The sequence below is a fragment of the Arthrobacter pascens genome (assembly GCF_017052465.1).
Lineage (GTDB): Bacteria > Actinomycetota > Actinomycetes > Actinomycetales > Micrococcaceae > Arthrobacter > Arthrobacter pascens.
In genome coordinates, this window is the sequence record NZ_JAFHKT010000151.1 from 194,620 (window position 1) to 218,414 (window position 23,795).

The window sequence follows — 23,795 nt, forward strand, 5'->3', positions numbered from 1 at the left end:
ACAAACTGCCGGGGCGTACGGGTCAATTGGGGCGTCGGCGCGCCCACTGGTCCTAGCGGATCGTGGCCTCGGTGATGGCTGATTCGCCCAGGCCCCAGTACTCCAGGGACTTCTTGTATTCCGGGGTTTCCAGAACGGACTGGATGGCCTTCTGCAGGGCCGGTGTCAGCGGTGATCCTTTCTTCAGGCCCATGGCGACGTTGGTGTTCGTGCGGGTATCCATCCTCGGCTGCAGGATGGTGAAGTGGTTGGGCTGCTGTTCGTTGGCCCAGGCCAGGGCGCTGGCGTCGTAGAAGACGCCGTCGATCCGCTTGGAGTCCAGCTGCGTCAGGGCCTCCTGGACGTTGGGCAGCGTGATGGCGTTGATGGCCGGCTGGCCCTTTTCCTCACAGGTCCACTTCGAAACGTTCGGCAGGTGCTTCAGCTGCTGGGTGGAGCCCTTGGTCACGCCAATGTTCTTGCCGCAGAGGGTGTCGTTGGTCAGCTTGAGCGGGTTGCCCTTGGCTACCGCCACGGCCGAGCCGCCCTTGAGGTAGTTGATCATGTCCAGGACCTTGAGCCGCTCCTCGGTGGCGGACATCGTGGTGGCGGTGAAGTCGTAGCGGCCGCCGTCGATGCCGGGAATGATCGTGTCGAACGCCGTGTTCTCGAACTTCAGCTTCAGCCCCAGCTTCTTGGCTACCAGGCGGGCGAGGTCCGGGTTCACGCCGATGGGGGTGGTGTTGTCCTCGGCCAGGAACGTCATCGGCGGGGAACTCAGATCCATCGCAACCGTCAGCTCACCCTTGGCTTTATAGGACTCGGGCAGCAGCGCCACCGCGTCGGCATCCGGTTGGACGCTTTCTGAGATGTCACGGGTGTTCTGCGTCTTCGGAATGTCCGCCGCCTGAGTGCCTGCTGCCGTACCGCCACAGGCGGTGAGGGCAAGCAGGACAGCAAGTCCCGCAGTCGCCGTCTGGATTTTGCTTCTGGTCTTCATAGTGCAATCCTTCAAATCGTTTCAGCGGGTGTCATCCGCAGAATGAGTGAGCTTGTTTAACAGGATTCCCCCGGGCCCATTCGGGCCTAGCGCAGTGCCTTGAAGGCACGGCCCATTGCTTCGAGCAGGCGATCGGCATCATCGCCGGAGAACGGCATTGGGGGGCGGAGTTTCAGGACATTGCCCTGGGCGCCGCATGCCGAGATGAGGATCCGGTCCTGCCGGAGGGCATTCACGATGCCAGCGGCGGCTTCCCCGTCGGGTGAGAGCGTGGATTGGTCCGTGACGAGGTCGACACCGATAAAGAAGCCGCTCCCGCGGACTTCTGCAACCTGGTCCAGACCCTGAGTGAGGTCCCTGAGTCCAGTGATGATCTTTCCTCCGACCTTGAGGGCGTTTTCTATGAGCGATTCCTCGCGGATCACGTCCAGGACGGCCTGGGCAGCGGCGATGGCTACTGAGTTTCCGCCGAAGGTGTTGAAGTATCGGATGTTCTCTCCGAATTCCACGAGCAGTTCGGGTTTGAAGATTGCTGCCGCGACGGGGATGCCGTTACCCATGGGTTTGCCGATGGTCACGATGTCCGGGACGATTCCGTGGCGTTGGAAGCCCCACCATTCCTCACCGGTGCGGCCGAAGCCCGGCTGGACTTCATCGGCGATGTACAGGCCGCCCACAGCATGGATTTCCTCAACGATGGGACGCAGGAAGCCTGGAGGGCCGGCGAAGACACCGTCGGAGGAGAAGATGCTGTCGGCGATGAAGGCCGCCACTCCGATGCCGTGCCGGTGAAGGTCGGCGATGGCGGCACGCACCTGGTTCCGCAGGTGATCCTCCAGGGACCCTTGATCCAATGGATATCGCAGGGAGTCCGGGGCGTCGATGACCCGCACGTTCGCGCCCAGGGGCACGCCGATGCCCAGGGACGGTGAGAAGGACGCTACTTCGGTTGTTAGTCCGTGGTACGCGCCGGAGGTGACGATGATGCCCTGGTTTCCGGTGGCGTATTTGGCCACGCGCATGGCGAGGTCGTTGGCTTCGGACCCGGTGCAGGTGAACATGACGTGGCCCAGCTCGGCTGGGAACGTGGAAAGGAGCTGCTCGGAGTAATCGAGGATGGATTCCTGGACGTAACGGGTGTTGGTGTTCAGCGTCTGCATCTGTTCGTGGACGGCGGCGATGACCTTCGGGTGGGCGTGCCCGACAGAGGGGACGTTGTTGTAAACGTCGAGATAGTCATTTCCATCGCGGTCAAACAACGTCACGCCCTTGCCGCGGACAATTTCCAGGGGTGTGTCATAGAAGAGCCGGTAGCCGGGTCCGAGGCTCTGGTTCCGGCGCCGGATGTTCTTCTGCATCTGGTCCGGGAGTTCATTGAGGCGGTTGGGATCAAAGCCATTGATCATTGCACGCGATGGCTTGCGGATTTGGGAAGTGTCCATGGTTTGTCCTTGAAAGCTGTGAGTCTGGTTCAGGATGTGAAAGGAAGTCTTGGTGCAGGGGCGGCGGCTGTGGAGGCGAGCCGGTCCCAGTCAGGCTTGGAGTGGGAGAGCAGATAATCGCGCCTTTGCGGCAACTGGCTTGCCCGCCACTGCGTGATCAGGGCCCGCAGGAGCAGACGGGCCTGCGCTGAGATGATCAGAGCCTCCAACTCCTGGTTCGGCAGTGGACGGATACTCCGATAGCCCTCCATGACCTGAAGTGCGCGCTCCCAGGGGCTGGCCGGGACTGCTCCTAGAAGGTTGGCCATGGTGACGCTGAGGTCGAAGATCACGGGAGTCCGAACGACGTCTCCGAAGTCGATGATCCCGGTGACGTAGTCCGGCCTGTCCGGGTTGACAACGACATTGAACGGGCTGAAATCTCCGTGGACAACTTGGGAGGTAAGCGTGTCAAGAAGCGGAGCCACTTTCTGGTCGAATTGGTCGAAAATGTCTTCGGCCAGCGAGCGTTTTTGCTCATCATCGACATAGTCCAGAAGCGGCCGCATCCGGTGAAAGTGCTTCAGGTCCCACAGGAGCAAACGGTCGGCACGGGGATGATCGAAGTCCTGCAAAGCAAGGTCCAGACGGGCAAGGCTTGAGCCGACCAACTGAAGCTGACCGGCCGACGCCTCGTGAGTGGCCAGCAAATCTCCAGGCATGAAGCGCATCACCCGAAGTACCCGATCAAAGGGTCCACCAGGGGCCGGGATGAGGACCTGCGGATCTCCGCCAAGGCTCCCGACAAGACGCTGGACCGGAAGTTCAGGGGCGGTCCGCTCCAGATGCTCCATGCAGGCCGTCTGAAGGTGGACGATCACCGGATCCTCATCCGGTGGGGACACCTTCACCAGATAGGTTTCTTCTCCGTCCCGGAGGCGAAAAGTCTCGTCCTTCTCGGTGGGAATCCGGACAAGCGTCCCTTTCAGGCCGTAGGACTGTTCCAGGAGCTCCAGGACAGTTGAGTCAGCGAGCTGAGACTGCTCTGCCAGGAGACCACTCTCTGATGCGACGGCGTCGATAAAAGCCGAGTAGCTACTGACGGCCAAGGGTACCTGGGCGGGGTCCGTGGCACCGATACCGTGGGCCTGGCCGGTGTGGATTGTTGTGGGGTCAAAGGAGGGACTCATCTCACCCTTTTCAATAATTGAAGGAGAAGTCAGGAGACCTGGCTGTGGTTAGTTGAAGCGTTGGGGCCGGGCGAATTCCAGGCCCTCGAAGGATCGTTTGCCGAGAGCTTCGGGGGCGGCGATTTCGCCGAATCCGGTGGCGTTTTTGAAGCCTGCGCCGGAGAATCCGGTTGCGGTGTAGATCCTGCTGCCTTCTTTGAGCCGGCCGAGGAGGGGGTGGCCGTCTGTGGTGGTTTCGGCTTCGAATCCGGTGACGGAGTCGGGCAGGTGCGATGCCTGCCACAACGCCATGCTTCCGATGCTACCCAGGCCGACAACGGCGAGTTTGCCATCGGTCATTCAGATCACCTTTTCGTATTCAAAGACGCTTCGCCTCAGGAACCGGGTTTAGAGACCGAGGTTCTTGTTCAGCTCGTCCAGGGACTTCACGGTGGTGTAGTCGTAGCCCCCCGTAATGGGGTCATAGCCACGGTCCAGCACAACGAGGTTCCGGAAGCCCATGTCGTGCATCGGATGCATGTCGTACCGGGTGTGCGAGGCGACGTGCAGGAAGTCCTCCGGCCTGGCGTTCAAAGTGTCCAGCATGTACTCGAACGCCTGGTAGCGCGGCTTGTATGCCTGGGCCTGCTCAGCGGTCAACACGGCGTGGAAGTCTGCACCGACCTTGGGGATGCTGATATCCAGGAAGCTGGTGTCCGCGTTGGACAGTGCCACCAGCTTGTAGTTGTCACCCATGACCTTCAGCGGAGCCGGCACGTCCTCGTGGGCAACCCAGCCACGTACCGCGTCACCGAACGCTGCGCCGGCGCCTTCGGTCGGCCCGATGCCCCAGTACTTGCACACGCGGTCAAAGGAATCCTGAAGGATCTGCTCGTAGGGCTTGTAGTCGCCAAGGACCTCGTCGAACCGGTACCCACGGAACTGCTTCTTGAAGGCAGGCCACTGCTCTTCGGAGATGCGGCCATCCAGCAGGCGACGTGTGGTGGAGTCAATGTCGAAGTTGATCAGCGTGCCGTAGATATCAAAGGAGATGTACTTCGGCCGGAGATTAGTCGGAGCCATGATTAGTCCCTTCAAGGGTTGTGTTAGGAGATTGGGCCTTGGGGTTGTCAGCCATCTGTCAGCGAGTGCTACGGCTGACCGTTTTTGATTCTCTATGAATCTAAATGCACATCTGCCAATTGTCAACAATTTTCTTTGCTTGTTCCCAGGATGGCTCAAGCTACTGGACCGCAAAGAATGGCGCCTCCCCGGCCCCGCACTTCCTGCTCTGTGACCTGCCAAGAGTCGGAACCGAAGTCGTCAACCAGCTCCTGGTCACCGTCGGGGACAACCCGGACCGCCTTGGAAATGAAGCCCGGGTCCTATTGGTCTCGGCTCAACCCGTCACGCCCATCCCTAAATCAAGGAGCCATGCTCAATTTGACGCCTATGGGAGCATCTTCGCCGCGCGCTCCGTCGTGCGCCGTGGCTTATGATTCCCCCAGCGAATCCGTCCGATCCGAAGCAAGAGGTATGTGCGTGCCCCCGCGTCAATCGTCCGACATTTCCCGCGGCAAAGTTGCCGTCACCGACGTGTATGCCTCCATGCGCGCCTCCATCCTGGAAGGTGAAATTGCGCCAGGAACCCGGATCAACATCGACGCCGTGGCCCGCAGCCTCGGGGTCTCCCAGACTCCCGTGCGGGAAGTGTTGCAGCGGCTTGAGGGTGACAACCTTGTGGTCTACAGCCCGGGCCGCGGGTACAGCACCACCCCGCTGCTCGGCCTGCCGGAACTGCGCTCGCTGTTTGAGTTCCGCCTCCTGGTGGAACCCTGGGCCGCCCGCGCGGCGGCCGTGGACCGGCTGGCCAATCCGGCGGCTGCCCTGGAGAGGGAGCTGGCCAGCTTCCGGGACACCATGAAGGCGGACAAGGACCTGCGGCAGGACCTCGTGGCGCACGACACCCGCTTTCACGACACCATCCTGGCCGCCTCCGGTAACCCCGTGGTGCGCCATGCTTTCGCGCAGACCCACTGCCACCTTCACACCTTCCGGCTCTACCCGGCCGATGTGGACGGCGCCATCACCGTGGCGGAACATTCGGCCGTCCGCGAGGCCATTGAGGCGTGTGATCCGGAGCAGGCCGAGGCTGCCATGACCATGCACATCCGTAATTCCTTCGACAGGTTTGCCCAGGCCTTCGCCGGGGAACTTGCTCCGCTGGAGGACACGGGTGCGCCGCGGAAGCGGATCATCAAATAGACATCGCCCCCGACAGTCCGGGGAGCCCCGGCCGCCAAGGCCGGGGCTTTTTCGTGTCCCAAAACAGCCCTTGGAGCCCGCGGATGGAGCGCGGGACTTGATCTGGATCACAATCCCTATATGATTATTGAAATTCATATAGGAAATCACCCCCTTTCAGCACTTCACCGAGAGAAGAGATCCATGCCTTCCATCATTTCCATCAAGACCCAGGACGTCCGGTTCCCCACGTCCCTGGAGCTCGACGGTTCCGACGCGGTCAACGTCGACCCCGACTACTCCGCCGCCTACGTCGTCATCCGCACCGACGCGGGCGACGAAGGCCACGGCTTCGTGTTCAGCTGCGGCCGGGGCAACGAGATCCTGACGGCCGCGATCGACGCCTACGCCCGCCTGCTCCTCGGCCGGGACATCGACGAACTGATCTATGACCTGGGCGGCGCATCCAAGCGCCTGATCCACGACTCCCAGCTGCGCTGGCTCGGGCCGGAGAAGGGCGTGACGCAGATGGCGTGCGGCGCCCTGGTCAGCGCCCTGTGGGACATCCGCGCACGCCGCGAGAACAAGCCGCTCTGGCTCCTGCTCAGCGAGATGTCCCCCGAGGAGCTCGTGGCCGCGGTCGACTTCACGCACATCCGCGATGCGCTCAGCCCCGCGGAAGCACTGGAGATCCTGCGGGCAGGCGAGGAGGGCAAGGCAGCCCGCATCGCCGAGCTCAAGGCGGATGGGTTCCCCGCCTACACCACCTCGCCGGGCTGGCTGGGCTACAGCGACGAGAAGCTGGTCCGGCTGAGCAAGGAAGCGGCGGCCGACGGCTTCTCGATGATCAAACTCAAGGTGGGCGGCGACATCAACGACGACCGCCGCCGCATGGCGCTGGCCCGCGAAGCCGTCGGCGACCTGCCGATCGCGATCGATGCCAACCAGCGCTGGGAAGTATCCGAAGCCGTGGAATGGGTCAACCAGCTCTCGGAGTTCAACCCGTACTGGATTGAGGAGCCCACCAGCACCGACGACATCCTGGGCCACGCCGACATCCGCAGGGGCGTTTCGCCGGTACGCGTGGCCACCGGCGAGGCCGTCGCCAGCCGCATCGTCTTCAAGCAACTCCTCCAGGCCGGTGCCATCGACGTCCTCCAGCTCGATTCCACCCGTGTGGGCGGCGTCAACGAGAACATCGCCAACCTCCTGCTCGCGGCCAAGTTCGGCGTGCCGGTCTGCCCGCATGCGGGAGGCGTGGGCCTCTGCGAACTGGTGCAGCACTTCTCCTTCTTCGATTACGCCGCCGTCAGCCGCAGCCAGGAAGGCCGCATGATCGAATACGTCGACCACCTGCACGAGCACTTCGCCGAACCGGTGAAGATCGTCAACGGGCGCTACGCAGCACCGGCCCTTCCCGGCACGGGTGCCGAGATGTTCAGTGCCTCGCGCACCCGCTGGGAATTCCCCGGCGGCGCGGGTTGGCAGGAAGTCGGCAGCCGCGCCGCCGTTACCGGCGGCTCCCTGACCTCCGCGGGGACCGGACGATGACCGCGGCCACAGGGAACGCCGTCCGGGAGGCGGCCGCCGCAGGGACACTGGGGGCGGAACCCACCACTGTCGGGCAGCTCAACGCGGCCGTCGAACAGGCCCAGGAGGCCTTCGAACGGGGGCGCCATGCGGATCCGGACGAGCGCGCCGGCTGGCTTGAGGCCATTGCCGCGGGCCTGGAACAGGACGCCGGCGCACTGCTGGAGATCGCCGGCCGGGAGACGCACCTGGGCGCGCCACGGCTGGAAGGCGAGCTGAAGCGCACCGTCTTCCAGCTCCGGCTCTTCGCGGCTGAGATCCGGATTGGGGAGCACTTCGACGCCACGATCGACCATGCGGATCCTGACTGGGGCATGGGCCCGCGGCCCGACCTGCGGCGTTACAACGTACCGCTGGGCGTCGTCGGCGTCTTCGGCGCTTCCAATTTCCCTTTCGCGTTCAGCGTGATGGGCGGGGACAGCGCATCGGCCCTGGCTGCCGGCTGCGCAGTCGTGCACAAGGCACATGACGCCCACCGCGGGCTCGCTGCCCGCACCGCCGAAACGGTGACCTCCGCGTTGGAGGCTGCCGGGGCGCCGTCGGGCCTTTTCGCCCTGGTCACCGGCCGACGGGCCGGCGAAGCGCTGGTGGACCACCCGCTGGTGAAGGCCATCGGCTTCACGGGCTCGACGGCGGGCGGCCGCGCGCTGCTCAACCGCGCCGCCGCGCGGCCGGAGCCCATCCCCTTCTTCGGGGAGCTGGGCGGCATCAACGCGGTTTTCGTCACCCGGAAGGCCTGGGCGGCGCGGCGCGACGAGATCCTTGCCGGCTACGCTGGCTCGTTCACGCTGGGGATGGGCCAGTTCTGCACCAAGCCCGGGCTGCTGTTTGTCCCCGCCGGGCATGCCTCGGAAGCCGGCGAGCAGCTGGCGAACGCGCTCGCGGACGTCACGCCTGCACGCCTCCTCAGCGAGAGGCTGCACGGCGGCTACACCGAGGCTGCCCGCCGGCTCAGGGACACCGACGGCGTGGACGTCCTGGTCGAGGGTGACTTCACTGAGACTCCGGCCCCCACCGTTCTGCGCACCAGCTCGGGGGAAGTCCGGAAAAACCCGGACATCCTGCGGCAGGAGATGTTCGGCCCGGCGAGCCTCGTGGTCGAATACGGCGACGAGTCGGAGCTGGCTGCCCTGGCTGAACTGCTGGAAGGGCAGCTGACCACCACCCTGCAGGCCGAAGAGGACGACGACGTTGCCGGGCTCGCCGCCCGCCTCACCGACATCAGCGGCCGGGTCCTCTGGAACGGCTGGCCCACGGGCGTCACCGTCAGCTACGCCCAGCACCACGGCGGCCCCTACCCGGCGACGACGTCGGCCACCACCTCGGTGGGAACCGCCGCCATCCGCCGCTTCCTGCGGCCGGTTGCCTTCCAGACGTTTCCCGCCTCCCGGCTGCCGGAACCGCTGCAGGACGGCAACCCGTGGGGCGTCCCGCAAAGGGTCGACGGCGTCTGGCGGCGCCCGTCTGACGCCATCAGTGGGGAGGGCCGGCTGTGAGCGGCGTGTCTGAGGCGGCCGCCTCCGTCCTCCCGGAGGACGCAGGGCAGGCCCTGCTCATCGGGCGCGTCTGGGACGTCGACAGCGGGGGTCCGCGGGTCGTGGCGGTCAGCGGCGAGGCCGTGTTCGACCTGCACCGCCTGGCCGGCACCGTTTCGGAGCTGCTCGAGCTGGCGGACGCTGCACATACTGTCCGGACGGCGCTGCTTGACCCGGACCTGAGCGAACCCCGGTGGGCGACGTCCGACGTCGTCAGCGCCTCGCTGGCGGGCGACACCACCCGCCCGCACCTGCTGGCGCCGGTTGACCTGCAGGTCATCAAGGCCTGCGGCGTGACCTTCGTGGACAGCATGATCGAGCGCGTGATCGAGGAGCGGTGCGCGGGCGACGCCGGGAGGGCCGCGGAGATGCGCGAGCTGGTGGGCAGGGCCCTCGGCGGAAGCATCGGTGCGGTGCGTCCCGGCTCTCCGGAAGCCGCGGAGGCCAAGCGGATCCTGATCGCCGAGGGACTCTGGTCGCAGTACCTGGAGGTGGGCATCGGCCCCGACCCTGAGGTGTTCACCAAGGCGCCCGTGCTGTCCTCGGTAGGGCTCGGCGCCGGCATCGGCATTCCCGCCTTCTCCTCATGGAACAACCCCGAGCCCGAGTTGGTGCTGATCGTCACCTCAGGTGGACAGGTGGTGGGGGCGACGCTCGGCAACGACGTCAACCTCCGCGATGTGGAAGGCCGCAGCGCGCTGCTGCTGGGCAAGGCGAAGGACAACAATGCCTCGAGTGCGCTGGGGCCGCTGATCCGGCTGTTCGACGGCTCCTTCACCCTGGACACCCTGAGGGAGGAGGAGATTCTGCTGCGGGTGGACGGGCCGGACGGCTACCGGCTCGAAGGCCGCAACAGCGTGGCGCGGATCAGCCGGCCGTTCGAGGAGCTGGTGGCGGCCACCCACGGCAGGCACCACCAGTATCCTGACGGCTTTGCCTTGTTCACCGGGACGCTGTTTGCGCCGACGCAGGACCGGGACGAACCCGGGCAGGGCTTCACGCACAGGTTCGGCGACGTGGTGACCATCCGCAGCCGCCACCTGGGAGCCCTGGTCAACCGTGTGGGCGCCTCGGAGGAACTGCCGGAATGGACGTTCGGGCTGCGGCAGCTCTTCGGGTACCTTGCAGCGCAGTGGCCCCAGCCTGCGGAACCTTCCATGCGGTAGCCTCGCCGCAGGCTGCTCCCGCCGCGGCTTCAGCGCAGCGCAGTGCCACCTCGAGTCGGTCAACGGCCTGCAGGTAGCCGGGTGCGGCCAGGGTCCTCAGCACCTCCGCCTCCCGCATCGCCTTCACGAACTCCGCGGTTTCCGGGCGGCGCACGTCCGACATGTCCGGAAAATCAATGGCCAGCGCGGGGTCCAGTTCGTAGCGCTGCCAGCGCTGCAGGACAGCGTCGTGAAGGTGGGCCGCGGCCAGCAGGGCGGGCCGTTCCTCCCGCAGGCGGCGCCGGGACGAATACCAGCCCAAAACCCTGGGGCCGCTCCGGTATGCGGCGACGCCGCTGACACAGGCGGCCGCCGCCAGCGCCAGGCCGGCCGGTGGCGAGGCCACCGCCGGGATGAGGAGTGCCGGAAGGATCACGGCTGCACCCCAGAAAAGGTCCCAGAACAGCGGGTCTGAGGGGTCGCCGTCGGCGTTTCCTGCATGGTGCCGGACAGCGAAGGCCGTGCAGGCGACGGCGGCCACGAGCACGGCGCCCCAGAGGACGAGCGGCAGCATCCCCAGGGGGACGGCTTCGGTTACGGCGGGCACTCCGACACCTCCAAGCAGCGGGGCCCGGCGAATCGGGCTCCACTTCAATTCCAGCCGTTCAGGCGCCGCCGGTCAATGGTCTGCCGACCGGCGGTGCCTGCGGATTTGCCGCCGCCCTTTTCGGCAGGGGACTGGCCGGCGCAAACGGTTTGCAGCGGGCGGCCTGCGGCGTAGCGTTGGCGGCATGCGACTCAAAATGTGCAGCATCCACGTCCAAGACCCGCAGGCAGCGCACTCGTTCTATACGCAGACCCTCGGCTTCGAGACGCTCATGGCCATGCCCGAGCACAACCTCTTTATTGTGAAGGATCCCGGTGACGCGGGCAGCGTGGGGCTGCTGCTGGAGCCGAGCGACCACCCGGTGGCCGCAGCGTACATGAAGGGACTGCACGACGCCGGGCTCGCGGCGATCGTGTTCGGCGTTCCTGATGTGCGGGCAGAGTACCAGCGCCTCACCGACGCCGGCGTCCGGTTCCAGGGCGAACCGTCGGAGGATCCATCCGGGACCTCGGCCGTGTTCGATGACGGCTGCGGCAACTACATCCAGCTGCACCAGGACTGACGGCCGCTGCCTGTGGCGCCGGAACGGCCCGCGGAAGGGACTGAATGGACGCCGTTGACGCCCTGAATGAGATCGCGTTCTGGCTGGAACGCAGCGCCGCGCCCACGTTCAAGGTGCAGGCGTTCCGGAAGGCTGCCGGCGTTATTGGGGACCTCGCCGCCGACGATCTCGCGGAGCGTGTCCGGGACGGAAGATTGAAACGGACCAAGGGCATCGGGGACACCACGTTCCAGGTCATCCGGCAGGCGGTTGAGGGCGCCGTGCCCGACTATCTGGACAAGCTCAGGCAGAGCGGCGCGAAACCCCTCGCGGCGGGCGGCAACGGACTGCGCCCCCAGCTCCGGGGCGATCTTCGGACCATTCCCCGAACCTCAAGATCGCCAACGGACTGAGCGCCGAGCGCCTCAGCGACCAGCTTGAGGCCGTGGCCGCGGTCAACGCGGCACACGCCCGCCAGGACGGCGCGGAGTTCCGGCTGCTGTCCGGGATCGAGGTGGACATCCTGGAAAACGGGGAGCTGGACCAGGCGCCCGACATGCTGGAGCGGCTCGACGTCGTGGTGGCCAGCGTGCACTCAAAGCTCCGCTCGGACCGGCGCACCATGACGGACAGGATGCTCAGCGGCATCCGGGACCCGCACACCAACGTACTGGGGCACTGCACGGGCCGCCTGCTGCAGGGTTCCCGGGGGACCCGGCCGGAGTCCGAGTTCGACGCCGAACGGGTCTTTGCCGCGTGCGCGGAGGCGGGCGTCGCCGTCGAAATCAATTCCCGTCCCGAGCGGCAGGATCCCCCTGACAACCTCATGCGGCTGGCGCTTGATGCCGGGTGCCTGTTCAGCATCGACAGCGACGCCCATGCTCCCGGCCAGCTGGACTTCCTGCAGTACGGCGCCGAGCGGGCCGAACGGAACGGGGTACCGGCAGAGCGGATCATCACCACATGGCCACTGGGGCGGTTGCAGGAGTGGCTGGAATCCGGGTGCTGACCTGCTGATACGGCGGAAAACGGCAGTTGGTAAGCATGGTGACTATTACGTTGCAGAGTGGTAAACCTTAATTGTTCCGCCCAGGAACCCCGGCGGGCATTTTCCCCACAGCGAGGTGCGCCATGACTTCCATGAATCCTGCTAACCAATTGGACGAGCTGGGCCAGAGAACGTTGCGTCGGGTGCGCAACCGCCTGATGCCGCTGATCGTCCTGCTGTACTTCATTGCCTACCTGGACCGGAACAATGTCGGCTTCGCGAAGCTGACCATGAGCGAGGACATCGGGCTCAGCGCGTCGGCATATGGACTCGGGGCCGGCATCTTCTTCCTGGGCTACGCGCTGCTGGAAATCCCGAGCAACGGCGGCATGTACAAGTTCGGCGCCCGGAAGTGGATCGCGCGCATCCTCATCTCCTGGGGCATCTTCGCCACGGCCATGGCCCTCGTTAACGGTGAGACAACCTTCTACATCATCCGTTTCCTGCTGGGTGCGGCCGAGGCAGGGTTCTTCCCCGCCATCCTGTTCTACCTGACCCTGTGGTTCCCGGCAGCGCAGCGCGTCACCGTGCTGGGCATCTTCATCCTGGCCCAGCCCATTTCCAACGCCCTGGGTGCTCCGGTGTCGGGCCTGCTCCTCCAGATGGACGGGATCATGGGCCTGCAGGGGTGGCAGTGGCTGTACATCATCGAGGGCATTCCGGCCATCATCCTCGGCCTGCTGACCCCGATCCTGATGACGGACCGCCCGAGCCATGCGCACTGGCTCGCCGCCGATGAGCGCGAATGGCTGACCAAAACCATGGATGACGAGCTTGCCCACAAGCAGAAGGGCCAGCCGCACCACTTCCTGGCCGGACTCAAGGACCCCCGGACCATCGCCTACTCGGCGCTGTACTTCGGCCTGGTGTGCGGCATCTACGGCCTTGGTCTCTGGATGCCGACCATTGTTGCGGCATTGGGCAAGTTCACCACCACGGAGGTGGGCTTTATTGTGGCCATCCCGTACACCATCGCCGCCGTCTTCGTGTATTTCTGGGGCCGGCGCTCCGACCGCACGGGCAACCGGGTCATGCACGCCAGCATCAGCATGGTGATGGCGGCCATCGGCCTCCTCGCCGCCGGCTTCCTGGTGCAGGTCAATGCGGTCCTGGCCCTGGTCGCCCTGACTCTGGCGGCCATGGGCATCTACTCCGCCATTGCGCCGTTCCTGGCAATGCCCTCGACGGCCCTGGTGGGCGCGGCGGCGGCAGCCGGCCTGGCCATGGTGAACTCGCTGGGCAACCTGGGCGGATTCGTGGCTCCCTACGCCGTGGGCCTGTTCAACGACGCCACGGGCGACAACCGCTCTGGCCTCGTGTTCCTGGCGACCTGCCTCGCCATCACTTCGGTGGCCACGTTCCTCTACGCGCGCAAGCGCCCGGAGGGCCACGTGAAGCCCGGTACGCCTGCCACGGTCGGTGAGGAAGCTGTTGCCGCCGACGAGTTCGATATCAAGAGCTGACAACCAGGCGACGAGGGGCTGAGGAACATGGTTCATCACGAAACGTTCCCGGCCGAGCGGACTGCGGTGCTGACCGGCGCCGCCTCTCCGCGCGGCATCGGACGGGCGACGGCGGAAATGCTCGCCAGCGCGGGCTGGTCGGTTGCGATCCTGGACGTTGACGGCGACGCGGCCAGGAAAGCGGCAGAGGAAATTGCCGCCGTCTACGGCGTCCAGGCGGTCGGGGTGGGCGCGGACGTCTCCGACCAGGCCGCCGTCAACGCCGCCATCGACGAGGTCGAGTCCAGCCTGCCGCCGATCGTTGGCCTTGCCAACCTGGCGGGCATCAGTTCACCCACGGAGTTCATGGACGAGACACTCGATGCCTGGGAGCGGGTGTTCAAGATCAACATGACCGGCACGTTCCTGGTCACGCAGCGCGTCCTCAGGGGCATGATCGACCGCAGGCTAGGCAGGATCGTCAGTGTGTCTTCCATCTCCGCCCAGCGCGGAGGCGGAACTTACTCAAAGGTGGCGTACAGCGCCTCGAAGGCGGCCATTATCGGCTTCACCCGGGCGCTGGCCCGGGAGATGGGCCAGCACGGCATCACCGTCAACTGCGTGGCGCCCGGCCCCGTCGACACGGACATCATGGGCGGAACGCTGACGGATGAGCGCAAGGCCGCCATGTCCGCGGATATCCTGGTGGGCCGGGTGGGCACCGTGCGGGACATCGCCGCGCTGATGGTGTTCCTGATGGGCGAGGACGCCGGCTACATCACGGCGGCCACCTACGACATCAACGGGGGGCTGCAGATTTCCTGACGGCCGTTTATCCCTCGCACTCCGAGCAGTACTTGTTTCCGTTCTTTTCCCGCGCGAGCTGGCTGCGGTGGTGGACCAGGAAACAGGACATGCAGGTGAACTCGTCATCCTGCACGGGGATGACCTGGATGAGCAGCTCTTCGTGGGAGAGGTCGGCGCCGGGGAGGTCGATGCCTTCCGCGGTGTCCGCTTCTTCGACGTCCAGCAGCGCGGTCTGGGATCCGCCGCGCTGGGCCTGCATCGCTTCGAGCGATTCGGTCCCGGGCTGTTCGTCCTGGCTGACGCGCGGTGCGTCGTAGTCGGTTGCCATGGTGGTTTCACTCCTTCTCATGAGGGCCGGGATGGCACTCAATCGCAGGCATCAACTCTACTGGTCCGCGAAGTATTCCCGCAGATGCTGCTGGCGGAATTTTCGGAAAAACAACGGAGTCCGGTGGTTCCCCGCTGAGTGCGGGGAACCACCGGACCCGTGCAGTGGACTGGTGCTACCTGTTGGTTACCAGGATGGGTCCGGCAGTCCCTCCCACCGTGGACTCCACATAGATGGAGCCTGGGTTGGTGGTGCCGGCGGCGGCGTTGCGCAGCCTGAGGCTGAACTCGCCTCCCGTGGCCGGTGCAGCGGCGGCCGTGACGGCCACCTGTCCGAGCGACCTGCCCGTGGGACCGCCCACCCGGACCGTTACCGTGGCGCCAATGACAGAGCCGGTGCCTGAGATCCGGAAGTCGCCGCTCTTCCACTGTGCGCTGCTGACCGTCACCCGGTCCGGCACGGGCGTCACCCTGACCTCATCCGTCTTCACCGTGCCGCCGGCCGTGACCGTGAGCCGGAACGTGAGCGGGCTGTTGGTCATCGGGTACTTGAAGACCTGCAGGCTGAACGTCGGCTTCAGAGTGGTGGCGCCGGCAAGGGTCACCTTGTTCGGGTCCGTGGTCCCGGTGGGGATCTGCTCCCACAGGTAGGTGGCGCCGGTAGTGGTGGAGCCGGTGCCGTCCAGCGTCACGGTAGTGGCCGTGGTCCGGCGGGCGACCGCCTGGTCCGGACCGGCCTTGGCCACGATGTCGCCTTCAGCGGTCATGCTTGCGCTCTTGTTGGATTCCGCGCCCCAGCCGTTGACGTTCTTTGCCTTCACCGTGAACTGGTAGGCGGTGTCGGCGGCGAGTCCCTCATAGGTGAACGTGGTGGCGGTGCCGGCGGACCGTGCTGCGCCGAACGCGGCGCCATCCAAGGTGTATGCCTGCACTGAGTACTCGCTGATGCTCAGGCCCTCCGCTCCCGGATTCGGAGCGTTCCAGGACAGCGCTGCGGTGCCCTTGCCGGCCACGGCGGTCGGGGCGTCCGGTGCTGCCGGAACAGGATCGTTGGTGATGGTGAAGGTTGCCTCGCTGATCTGCGAGACGTTGCCGGAAGGATCGAATGCCGCAAAGCGCAGCGTTGTCGTGGTGGTGATGTTCAGGGGTCCTTCGTAGCGAATGGCTTGATCCCCGAGGCCGCCGCCCGAGACAACCGGATCAGAACCGTCGACGGTGTAGTAGATGTCGCTGCCCGTCTCGCTGGCGGCCAATGTGACGGTCTGCGGGACAGGCGACGTCAGGCCATTGGGTGATGCCGTGACGGTCGGCGCGGTGCTGTCCGTCTGCGGCACGGCGTGAGCTGCCGGGAATGTTTCGCCCACACTGCTCACACCCACGACGAACACGTCGTACTGCTCCCCGGACTTGAGCCCGGTGATCGTGGTTCCTGTGGCTCCCGCTCCGGAGATCCGCTTGCCGATTTCCTCTTTCTCGTTGAGGGTCTCGGTCTTGCCCACTGCCACGGCGCGGTAGCCGGTGATGGCCGGCGTACCCGGAACGGCCACTGCGGGCTTCCAGTTCAGCTTGATGCCTCCGGCCACATTGGCCGCCGTGATGTTGGACGGGGCAGCAGGGCCGGACTGCAGCGGTCCGTTGGGGCAGCCGCCCATTCCGGGGCCGCCGGGTTCGCCGTACTCGGAGATGGTCAGGCCCTGGCGGTTGCCGTCCACATCTGTCAGTTCCCATGCCATGGAGCGGGCGCCTGCCGCGCTGGCGGCCAGCTCAGCCGCTGCCTGCTCATCGAAGACATAGGTGGCGGTGAAGGTGTTTCCGGAGATGTCCAGGCCGGACGAATAGCCACCATTGTCGGAGGGCGTCAGTGGACCGGGCAGGGCGCGCACGTCGCGACGGCCCACTCCGGTGTCCTTCAGGGCGGGCTCAATGATGCGCTGTTCCAGCTGGTCGGGGCTGACCCCGTTCCCCAGATAGCCCTTGACCGTGACGGTGTTGCCGCTGCGCTCGGAGGCAGCGGTCACGTAGGTGTCCTGGACCTTGGCTTCGCCGGCGGACGCCGCTTCACCGTCGAACTTGATCGAGACAACGTCCCCGGGGCGGATATCGGGAGTGACGTTCACGCCCGTGCCCGCTCCCCAGCAGACCCCGCCGGGGTGGTTGATTTCGAAGGCCACATCCCCTGCGGCAACCTCACTGCGGGCGGAGCCGATGACTCCGACATTGGGCCGCGTGACCTCCACGGTTGCCGTTTGTCCCACACGGTCCTGGTATCCCTCAATGGTCACGAAGTCCCGGTCGGGAAAGACCACGAGGTTGTCGGGAAAAGCGGGAACGGCGGCGCTGGCTGGTGAAATGGCGAGGATGGACGATGCGCAAACTACCGCCGAAACGGTGGCAACGATCCCTGCCCTTCGGGTGCCGGGCAGGAGAGATGCGTATGCACCCGGCTTGCATTGTGCTGGCTTCATGATGACCCCATCGACTTAGAGATGCGCAAGACCTTCGCGCACAACCACAGATTTGGTGATCCGGGTTGTGGAAATGCTGTGCCTCTCGGGGCCTTCGAAGGCCGCCAACCACCGCATTGGCGGTGCCCATGGTCCCCCCGGGGCTTGAGGGAGAGCGCGGCAAATCCGGCAGTCGGCTCTCGCTGCGACGTCCGGAATGTGGCGTGCTGTCGGCCTTTTTGGGGCCGGAACCCCGCGCGCCGCACGGAGCCGCCACCCCGTTGCACGCGGTCCCCTAGGGTGGGGGATCAGCATGCCGGGTTTCTCCAAGGGCAGGGACGGGATCTGTGCTGCAGAATCAAAGTTCAGCCCAGTTCAGCCCGGTTCAGTCTTGGCGGGCCTTCTTGGCAGTTTCATCCTTGACGCGCTGCGCCTCGGCGCGGACTGCCGCGTGCGTGGCGCGCTCGGTGACCAGCCACGCCGGGGGAGCCTGCAACAGCGCGGTGATTTCCGCCGTCGTCAGCGCCTCTTCAACACCGCCGCGGGCGAGGCCGCTGATGGAGACGTTCAGTTTCTGCGCCACCACCGGGCGGGGGTGGGGGCCGTTGCGGCGCAGCTCGGCGAGCCACTCCGGCGGGTTGGCCTGGAGCTCGGCGAACTCGGCTCGCGTGATGGTTGAATCCTGGAACTCCTGGGGTGTTGCAGGCAGATAGATGCCAAGTTTCTTGGCAACGGTGGCCGGCTTCATGGACTGGGAGTTAGCAGAGGTCATGCTTCAAGGGTATCCGGCTGCCGGCGCGCAGCGCACCAAGGGCAAGACCGGCACCGGCAGCCCACCGGCGCCACTGGCGTACTGTGAACGTGTGCCCGCCGAAGATGAATCCACGTTTGCCCCCGCCGCCCCGGAACCCGAGCAGCGGCAGCTCCGCTTTGCCTACGTAGCCGGCGTCACGCCGGGGAAGTGGATCCGGCGCTGGGAAGAGCGGATGCCCCATGTTCCGCTGCGCTCGTTCATGTCCGACGGCGGCGCCCAGGTGTCGGTCCTGCGTGACGGATCCGCGGACCTCAGTTTCGTCCGCCTGCCCGTGGACCGCGAGGGCCTCAACGTCATTCCCCTGTACGAGGAACAGCCCGTGGTGGTGGCGCCCAAGGGCCACGAGATCTCCGTGTTCGAGGAAGTGGCCCTCGAAGACCTCGCACAGGAGACCTTCCTCGACGCCGACGGGCTTGGCGGCCCGGAAACCGCCCTGCAGGTGGTGGCTTCCGGGGCAGGCCTGCTGGTCCTGCCGATGTCCGTGGCCCGGCACTTTAACGTCAAGGACACCGTGGCCCGCCGCCTCACCGGAGCGCCGGGCACCGAGATCGCCCTGGCCTGGCCCAGTGATGCCACGGACGAGGTGATCGAGGAGTTCATCGGCATTGTCCGCGGGCGCACCGCGCAGAGCTCCCGGCAGCCGTCCGCCAAGGTGGAAAAGCCCAAGAAGGAGCCGAAGCCGGACCGGCGCGGGACCGGAGCCAAGAAGCCCAAGGTGGCTCAGCGCTATGCCCCAAACCCGGACAAGGGCCGCGGCAAGGGCTCACGGAAAAAAGGAAAGCGCTAAGACCCGCATGTTAATCCTCACCAGGTAAACCTCACCGGCGCAGGTCGAACGCATCGAGGAGCCGACTGACCGAGCCGCCGAGGTTCCACTCGGTGGCGAGGCGCTCGAGTTCCGTGCGCGATTCGCCGACCACAGGGTGCAGCCGTGCGCCGGCCTCCTCGAGGCTCGGCAGTTCGAGGTCGCGCACAATCTTCACGACGGCGGGAGCCACCGTGAGATAGCCGGCGGCCGCGGCGAGCTTCGCCCGCACGGATGCGGACAGCGCGCTTCCTGAATCCGCCGTCGCCTCGAGCAGTGAGTCGAGCGTGCCGTACTCCCCGAGCAGCGAGGCGGCCGTCTTCTCGCCGATGCCGGCCACGCCCGGCAGTCCGTCGGAGGCGTCCCCGCGGAGAGTCGCATAGTCGGCGTACTGTTCGGGCAGCACCCGGTACTTGCCGACGACAACCACGTCGGTCACCACTTCGAGGTTCCGCATGCCGCGCGCGGTGTAGATCACCCGCACCTGGCGGGCGTCGTCGACGACCTGAAAGAGATCGCGGTCGCCGGTCACCACGTCAACCGGGAGGTCGGCGTGGCTGGCGTAAGTGCCCACGACGTCGTCGGCCTCATGCTCGGCGGCCCCCACGACCGCGATGCCGGCGAGGTCAAGCACGCGGCGGATCATCGGAATCTGCACCTCGAGCGCGTCCGGCACCACCTCCACGTCGGGGGAACCAGCCAGCACCTCCGCGACCCGGTGCGACTTGTAGGTGGGGATGAGGTCGACCCGCCACTGCGGACGCCAATCGTCGTCCCAGCACGCCACGAGATGCGTCGCGTCGTAGTCCGTGGTGAGCCGGGCAATCATGTCGAGGAGGCCGCGGACGGCGTTCACCGGGGTGCCGTCGGCGCGGCGGATCGTGTCGGGCACGCCGTAGAAGGCGCGAAAATACAGCGACGCGGTGTCCAGCAGCATCAGGCGGTCGGGCATAACTGATCCTGACACGGATACGCCCGGTGGTGGTGGACCGTCCCGACACTTTCATCAAGAAGATTGGCGCCACATCTTGCATTATGAACTTAAACCCATAATATGGGATGAGCGAATGTGTCCTTCCTCACGGCACGCATCTGTTCCCAGCCTTCAATGTGGAAGGCCCAACGATCGGATTCCCCCCATGTCAGACATAGCTGTCCTGATCAATACGGCCGTGGCGGTCCTAGCCGCCGTTGTGCTGATCGTCCGCTTCAGAGTCAACCCCGTCATCGCCCTGGTGATCAGTTCCGTCTACCTCGGCCTCGCCGTGGGCCTTGGCGTCGAAGAGACCGTCAAGACCATCACGTCCGGTTTCGGCGAAATCATGGTGGACGTCGGCCTGCTCATCGCCTTCGGCGTCCTGATGGGCTCCATCCTTAACCAGAGCGGCGCCATCCGGCGCCTCGTGGAGCACTTGCTGAACACCTTCGGCCCCAAACGCCTTCCGTACACCATGGGCCTGGCCATCGGAACGGTCCTGCAGTCCATCTTCCTGGACGTCCTGCTCGTCATCTCGGCCCCGCTGGCGCGCAAACTGGCACCCAAAATCGGCAAACTCGGCACGGCCCGCATGGCCACGGCCATGGCCATCGCCCTCGAGTGCGGCATCGTTTTCACGGTTCCCGGTGTTGCATCCCTGGCGCTCGCGGGCCTGTTGAACGTGCCGCTTGGGAAAATGCTGCTGTTCGGCCTGCTGTTGGTCATCCCGACCATCGTTATCTCCATTGCGATCATGACGTTCCTTTTCCGCCGCGGTTTCTGGAACGAAGAGAAAGACGAGGACCACACCTTCGTTGCGGAGGAAGACCGGGAAGGCGAAGAGGAAGAGCCCGACGGCGGTGCGGCGCCAGCAACCGCTTCATCCGGCCACACGCCGGGCTCCGGCGGCCCTGGGGCACAACTGGCCGGCGCGGCGGTCGCCGTCGCCGAACGCGAACGGAAGCAGTTTCCGCTGATGGTGCTGTTTGCCCCGCTCCTGACCTCGCTGCTCCTCATCGGCGCCGGCGCCATCCTGCAGATCCTTAAGATCGACATGCCCTGGCTGCAGCTTCTGGGCGAGCCTGTCATTGCACTGCTCATCGGCCTGATCGGCACCTGCCTGGTCACGCGGTCCGCCATCGGACAGAAGCGTGTCGAGGAGGCCATTGCGGTGGGCTTCAAGGAGAGCGGACAGATCCTGATCCTCACCGGCGTGGGCGGCTCACTCGCCGCCACCGTTGCCGCGGCCGGTCTCGGCGACATCCTCGGCGGGTTCTTCTCCGCCAGCACCGTTGCCCCGCTCCTCGTGGTCTGGGCGATCGCGGCTGTGCTCCACATCGCCGTCGGCTCCGTCACGCTTTCCGCCATCACGGCCGCGGGGCTGCTGGCTCCCATCGCTCCGGCCATCGGCCTGGACCCTGTGCTGCTGGCCTTGGCGGCCGGCGCCGGATCGCTCTTCATGGTCCACGTCACCAGCAACACCTTCTGGCTGCTTCAGTCCTTGCTGGGCCAGAGCGTACGGGGTGCGCTGAAATCGGTGACCGTCGGCGTCTCGGTGGCGTCCGTCGTCGCGATTCTGCTGATCCTGCCCATGAGCCTGTTGTTCTGACCGGAACCGAAGCCCGTTCCCGGCGTATGCCTACGAAAGAAGAAGAAACCATGACACAGCCACGAATCGCGCCGCTGGACGGTATTCGCGTCCTGGAGCTCGGAAATTACATCGCCGCGCCCACGGCAGGCAGGCTCCTCGCCGACTTCGGCGCCGAAGTGATCAAGGTTGAGCGGCCGGGTACCGGCGACGAGCTCCGCAACTGGCGCCTGCACAAGGGCGATACGTCCATGCTGTACCGCACCATCAACCGCAACAAGAAGTCCGTGGTGCTGGACTTGAGAACCGAGGCCGGCAAGCAGGCGGTGCTTGGGCTCGCCGCGAAATCCGACATCCTGCTGGAAAACTTCCGGCCGGGAACGCTGGAAAAGTGGGGCCTCGGGCCCGAAGTGCTCAACGAAGCCAATCCGGAACTCATCATCACCCGCATTTCTGCTTTTGGGCAGACGGGCCCGCTGTCCGAGCGGCCCGGCTTTGCCGCCGTCGCCGAAGCCTACGGCGGGTTCCGGAACCTCGTGGGCGACCCGGACCGCGCGCCCGTCCGGGTGGGCGTCTCCATCGGAGACTCGATCGCGGGCCTCTACGCCGCCTTCGGCTCCATGATGAGCCTCTACCAGAGGGAAGCACGACGCCGGGACGCGGCCGGCGCCGTGCCGCTCACCGAGCGCGTCATCGACGTCGCGCTCCACGAGGCGATGTTCTCCATGATGGAATCGCTCATTCCGGACTACCAGGCGTACGGCGTGGACCGGCAGCGCGTGGGCGGCCGGATGGAAGGCATAGCCCCGTCCAACGCCTACCTCTGCAGGGACGGCGCCAGCATCGTCGTGGCCGGCAACGGAGACTCGATCTACCAGCGGTACATGGACACCATCGGACGTCCCGACCTCGCCGCGGACCCGTCGCTGCAGACCAACGCCGGCCGCTGGGCGCGGCGCGAGGAACTGGACCAGGCCATCGGTGCCTGGGCCCAAGGCCTGGACGCCGCGGACGCCCTCAAGGCCCTCGACGCCGCAGGCGTTCCCGCCGGCCCCATCTACACCGCGGCCGACATCAGCAGCGACCGCCAGTACGCGGCCCGCAACATGATCCAGAAATTCGATGTCTCCACCGGAGACGAGATCCTCCCCGGCGTGGGCTTCCCGGGCATCGTTCCGGTAATTGGCGATCAATCGCTCCCCATCCGCAACCTTGGACCGGACCTCGGCGAAGACACGGCAGAAATCCTCACCGGGCTCCTCGACATGGACCCCGCAGAAATCAGTGCGGCGTCAGGCCGCGAGGAGGCACTCCAGGCATGAACCACTACTCCAACAACCTCGCGTCAACATTGGGCAGCACGATCCTCAGGGACGTCACCCTGCGGGACGGGCTCCAGCTCACCGGGAAAGTCCTGCCCACCGAGCGGAAAATCGAGACGGTCAGGGAACTGCTCCGCCTGGGGGTGCCCGCCATCGAACTGGGATCCATGGCCCGCCCGGACCTGGTGCCCACCATGGCCAACACCCTGGACGTGGTCCGGGCCCTCACGCCCGAGGAACTGGACAAGTGCTGGATCTGGGTAGCCACGCCGGGCCACGTGGCCAAGGCCGCGGCCGCGGGCGCGCGGAACTTCCAGTACTGCCTCTCGGCGTCGGATTCGCACAACAAGGCGAACATCGGCCGCACCACCGAGGAAAGCCTCGCCGCGCTGCCCCAGGCCGTGGAGTACGCCAAGGCGGTTAACGGACAGATCCAGCTGTGCATCGCGACGTCGTTCACCTGTCCCTTCGAAGGCACCGTCCCCGAGGAACGCGTCCTGTCCATCGCCAACGACCCCCGCGCCGAGGGAACCACGGACATCGTCCTCTGCGACACACTGGGTCAAGCCATCCCGGCCCAAGTGTCCGGGCTGATCGCCCGGGTCCGGGACGAGTCCCCGGCCCGGCGGATTGTCTACCACGGCCACGACACCTGGGGCCTGGGCGTGGCCAACACCCTCGCCGCCATGCAGGCAGGCGCGGCCATGGTGGACGGCGCACTCGGCGGACTGGGCGGCTGCCCGTTTGCCCCAGGTGCCAGCGGCAACACCTCCAGCGAGGACATCCTTTTCGCCACACGACCCGGCTGGCTGACCACCGACACCTTCGCCGAGCTCGTGATCCTCTCTGAAAAGCTGCTCGCCGAACTGGGCGAACCGAACCGCTCCAAGGCGGCACAGGGCGCCCGCTCCAAGGCCGAGGCCTTCGGCTGGGTCATCCCGTCCGACAGCACTGCTGCCGGCACACCCTGCACCACTGGAGGCAAGTAAGC

21 protein-coding genes and 1 pseudogene are annotated in these 23,795 nt (G+C 65.9%); 12 read left to right on the forward strand and 10 right to left on the reverse strand.

Translation table 11 applies throughout. The annotated features are described in order from the left end of the window. Positions 1-52: 52 nt before the first annotated feature. The 5 genes from JYA52_RS19075 to JYA52_RS19095 form a co-directional block, all read right to left on the reverse strand. Positions 53-979, reverse strand: coding sequence for an ABC transporter substrate-binding protein (locus JYA52_RS19075; protein ID WP_205654828.1), 927 nt, complete (start codon positions 977-979; stop codon positions 53-55). An 86-nt stretch (positions 980-1,065) separates the two neighbouring features. Then, the gene (locus tag JYA52_RS19080; RefSeq protein WP_205654830.1) at positions 1,066-2,421 is read right to left on the reverse strand and encodes an aspartate aminotransferase family protein; all 1,356 of its coding nucleotides are present in this window, start codon (positions 2,419-2,421) and stop codon (positions 1,066-1,068) included. Positions 2,422-2,450: 29 nt separating this feature from the next. Beyond that, positions 2,451-3,590, reverse strand: coding sequence for a phosphotransferase (locus JYA52_RS19085; RefSeq protein ID WP_205654832.1), 1,140 nt, complete (start codon positions 3,588-3,590; stop codon positions 2,451-2,453). A gap of 48 nt (positions 3,591-3,638) precedes the next feature. After that, positions 3,639-3,929 (reverse strand): hypothetical protein, encoded by a 291-nt coding sequence (locus tag JYA52_RS22575; protein ID WP_240460541.1) that lies wholly within the window; start codon positions 3,927-3,929, stop codon positions 3,639-3,641. Between the two features lie 48 nt (positions 3,930-3,977). After that, complete coding sequence (locus JYA52_RS19095; RefSeq protein ID WP_205654834.1) at positions 3,978-4,652, reverse strand: haloacid dehalogenase type II; 675 nt, start codon at positions 4,650-4,652, stop codon at positions 3,978-3,980. A gap of 459 nt (positions 4,653-5,111) precedes the next feature. Between JYA52_RS19095 and JYA52_RS19100 the strand changes: the two genes are divergently transcribed. The 4 genes from JYA52_RS19100 (at position 5,112) to JYA52_RS19115 (ending at position 10,104) form a co-directional block, all read left to right on the forward strand. After that, positions 5,112-5,834 (forward strand): GntR family transcriptional regulator, encoded by a 723-nt coding sequence (locus JYA52_RS19100; RefSeq protein WP_307869454.1) that lies wholly within the window; start codon positions 5,112-5,114, stop codon positions 5,832-5,834. Between the two features lie 183 nt (positions 5,835-6,017). Then, positions 6,018-7,364, forward strand: coding sequence for an L-fuconate dehydratase (locus tag JYA52_RS19105; protein WP_205654836.1), 1,347 nt, complete (start codon positions 6,018-6,020; stop codon positions 7,362-7,364). After that, positions 7,361-8,899: an aldehyde dehydrogenase (NADP(+)) gene (locus tag JYA52_RS19110; RefSeq protein WP_205654838.1), complete on the forward strand. Its 1,539-nt coding sequence runs from the start codon at positions 7,361-7,363 to the stop codon at positions 8,897-8,899. Before JYA52_RS19105 ends, JYA52_RS19110 begins: the two co-directional genes overlap by 4 nt. Next, a complete protein-coding gene (locus JYA52_RS19115; RefSeq protein WP_372433937.1) occupies positions 8,896-10,104 on the forward strand; it encodes a fumarylacetoacetate hydrolase family protein in 1,209 nt (402 codons plus the stop codon). The genes JYA52_RS19110 and JYA52_RS19115 overlap by 4 nt, the downstream gene beginning before the upstream one ends. Here JYA52_RS19115 and JYA52_RS19120 read toward each other — a convergent pair. Then, a complete protein-coding gene (locus JYA52_RS19120) occupies positions 9,992-10,690 on the reverse strand; it encodes a hypothetical protein (protein WP_205654839.1) in 699 nt (232 codons plus the stop codon). The genes JYA52_RS19115 and JYA52_RS19120 overlap by 113 nt on opposite strands. A 184-nt stretch (positions 10,691-10,874) precedes the next feature. Here JYA52_RS19120 and JYA52_RS19125 point away from each other — a divergent pair, with 184 nt between their 5' ends. The 4 genes and pseudogenes from JYA52_RS19125 (at position 10,875) to JYA52_RS19140 (ending at position 14,546) form a co-directional block, all read left to right on the forward strand. Continuing rightward, positions 10,875-11,252: a VOC family protein gene (locus tag JYA52_RS19125; RefSeq protein WP_205654841.1), complete on the forward strand. Its 378-nt coding sequence runs from the start codon at positions 10,875-10,877 to the stop codon at positions 11,250-11,252. Positions 11,253-11,296: 44 nt separating this feature from the next. Further along, positions 11,297-12,240: pseudogene (locus JYA52_RS19130) on the forward strand (PHP domain-containing protein). A 122-nt stretch (positions 12,241-12,362) separates the two neighbouring features. Further along, entirely contained in the window at positions 12,363-13,742 is a 1,380-nt protein-coding gene (locus JYA52_RS19135) for an MFS transporter (protein WP_205654843.1), read from the forward strand. Between the two features lie 27 nt (positions 13,743-13,769). Next, positions 13,770-14,546, forward strand: a complete 777-nt coding sequence (locus tag JYA52_RS19140) for an SDR family NAD(P)-dependent oxidoreductase (protein ID WP_205654845.1) — start codon at positions 13,770-13,772, stop codon at positions 14,544-14,546. 7 nt (positions 14,547-14,553) lie between these two features. On the opposite strand, the gene JYA52_RS19145 is transcribed toward JYA52_RS19140, so the two are convergent. From JYA52_RS19145 to JYA52_RS19155, 3 genes are all read right to left on the reverse strand, one after another. Beyond that, positions 14,554-14,856 (reverse strand): DUF4193 domain-containing protein, encoded by a 303-nt coding sequence (locus JYA52_RS19145; protein WP_205654846.1) that lies wholly within the window; start codon positions 14,854-14,856, stop codon positions 14,554-14,556. A gap of 175 nt (positions 14,857-15,031) precedes the next feature. Continuing rightward, on the reverse strand, positions 15,032-17,320 hold the full coding sequence (locus JYA52_RS19150; protein WP_205654848.1) for a fibronectin type III domain-containing protein: 2,289 nt from the start codon (positions 17,318-17,320) through the stop codon (positions 15,032-15,034). 364 nt (positions 17,321-17,684) lie between these two features. Further along, complete coding sequence (locus JYA52_RS19155) at positions 17,685-18,071, reverse strand: DUF5997 family protein (protein ID WP_205654850.1); 387 nt, start codon at positions 18,069-18,071, stop codon at positions 17,685-17,687. On the opposite strand from JYA52_RS19155, the gene JYA52_RS19160 reads away from it, so the two are divergent. Next, positions 18,034-18,900, forward strand: coding sequence for a LysR family substrate-binding domain-containing protein (locus tag JYA52_RS19160; RefSeq protein WP_307869456.1), 867 nt, complete (start codon positions 18,034-18,036; stop codon positions 18,898-18,900). The genes JYA52_RS19155 and JYA52_RS19160 overlap by 38 nt on opposite strands. A gap of 31 nt (positions 18,901-18,931) precedes the next feature. Here JYA52_RS19160 and JYA52_RS19165 read toward each other — a convergent pair whose 3' ends face one another. After that, entirely contained in the window at positions 18,932-19,870 is a 939-nt protein-coding gene (locus JYA52_RS19165) for a 5'-3' exonuclease (protein WP_205655276.1), read from the reverse strand. Between the two features lie 187 nt (positions 19,871-20,057). Between JYA52_RS19165 and JYA52_RS19170 the strand changes: the two genes are divergently transcribed. Genes JYA52_RS19170 through JYA52_RS19180 form a run of 3 tightly spaced genes read left to right on the forward strand, consistent with a single transcriptional unit; the run spans position 20,058 to position 23,793 of the window. After that, positions 20,058-21,503 (forward strand): GntP family permease, encoded by a 1,446-nt coding sequence (locus JYA52_RS19170; protein ID WP_240460543.1) that lies wholly within the window; start codon positions 20,058-20,060, stop codon positions 21,501-21,503. A 50-nt stretch (positions 21,504-21,553) separates the two neighbouring features. Beyond that, positions 21,554-22,804 carry a CaiB/BaiF CoA transferase family protein gene (locus tag JYA52_RS19175; protein WP_205654853.1) on the forward strand — a complete coding sequence of 417 codons (1,251 nt, stop codon included), beginning with the start codon at positions 21,554-21,556 and terminating at the stop codon, positions 22,802-22,804. Continuing rightward, positions 22,801-23,793 (forward strand): hydroxymethylglutaryl-CoA lyase-like TIM-barrel protein, encoded by a 993-nt coding sequence (locus JYA52_RS19180; protein WP_205654855.1) that lies wholly within the window; start codon positions 22,801-22,803, stop codon positions 23,791-23,793. Before JYA52_RS19175 ends, JYA52_RS19180 begins: the two co-directional genes overlap by 4 nt. Positions 23,794-23,795 lie beyond the last annotated feature (2 nt).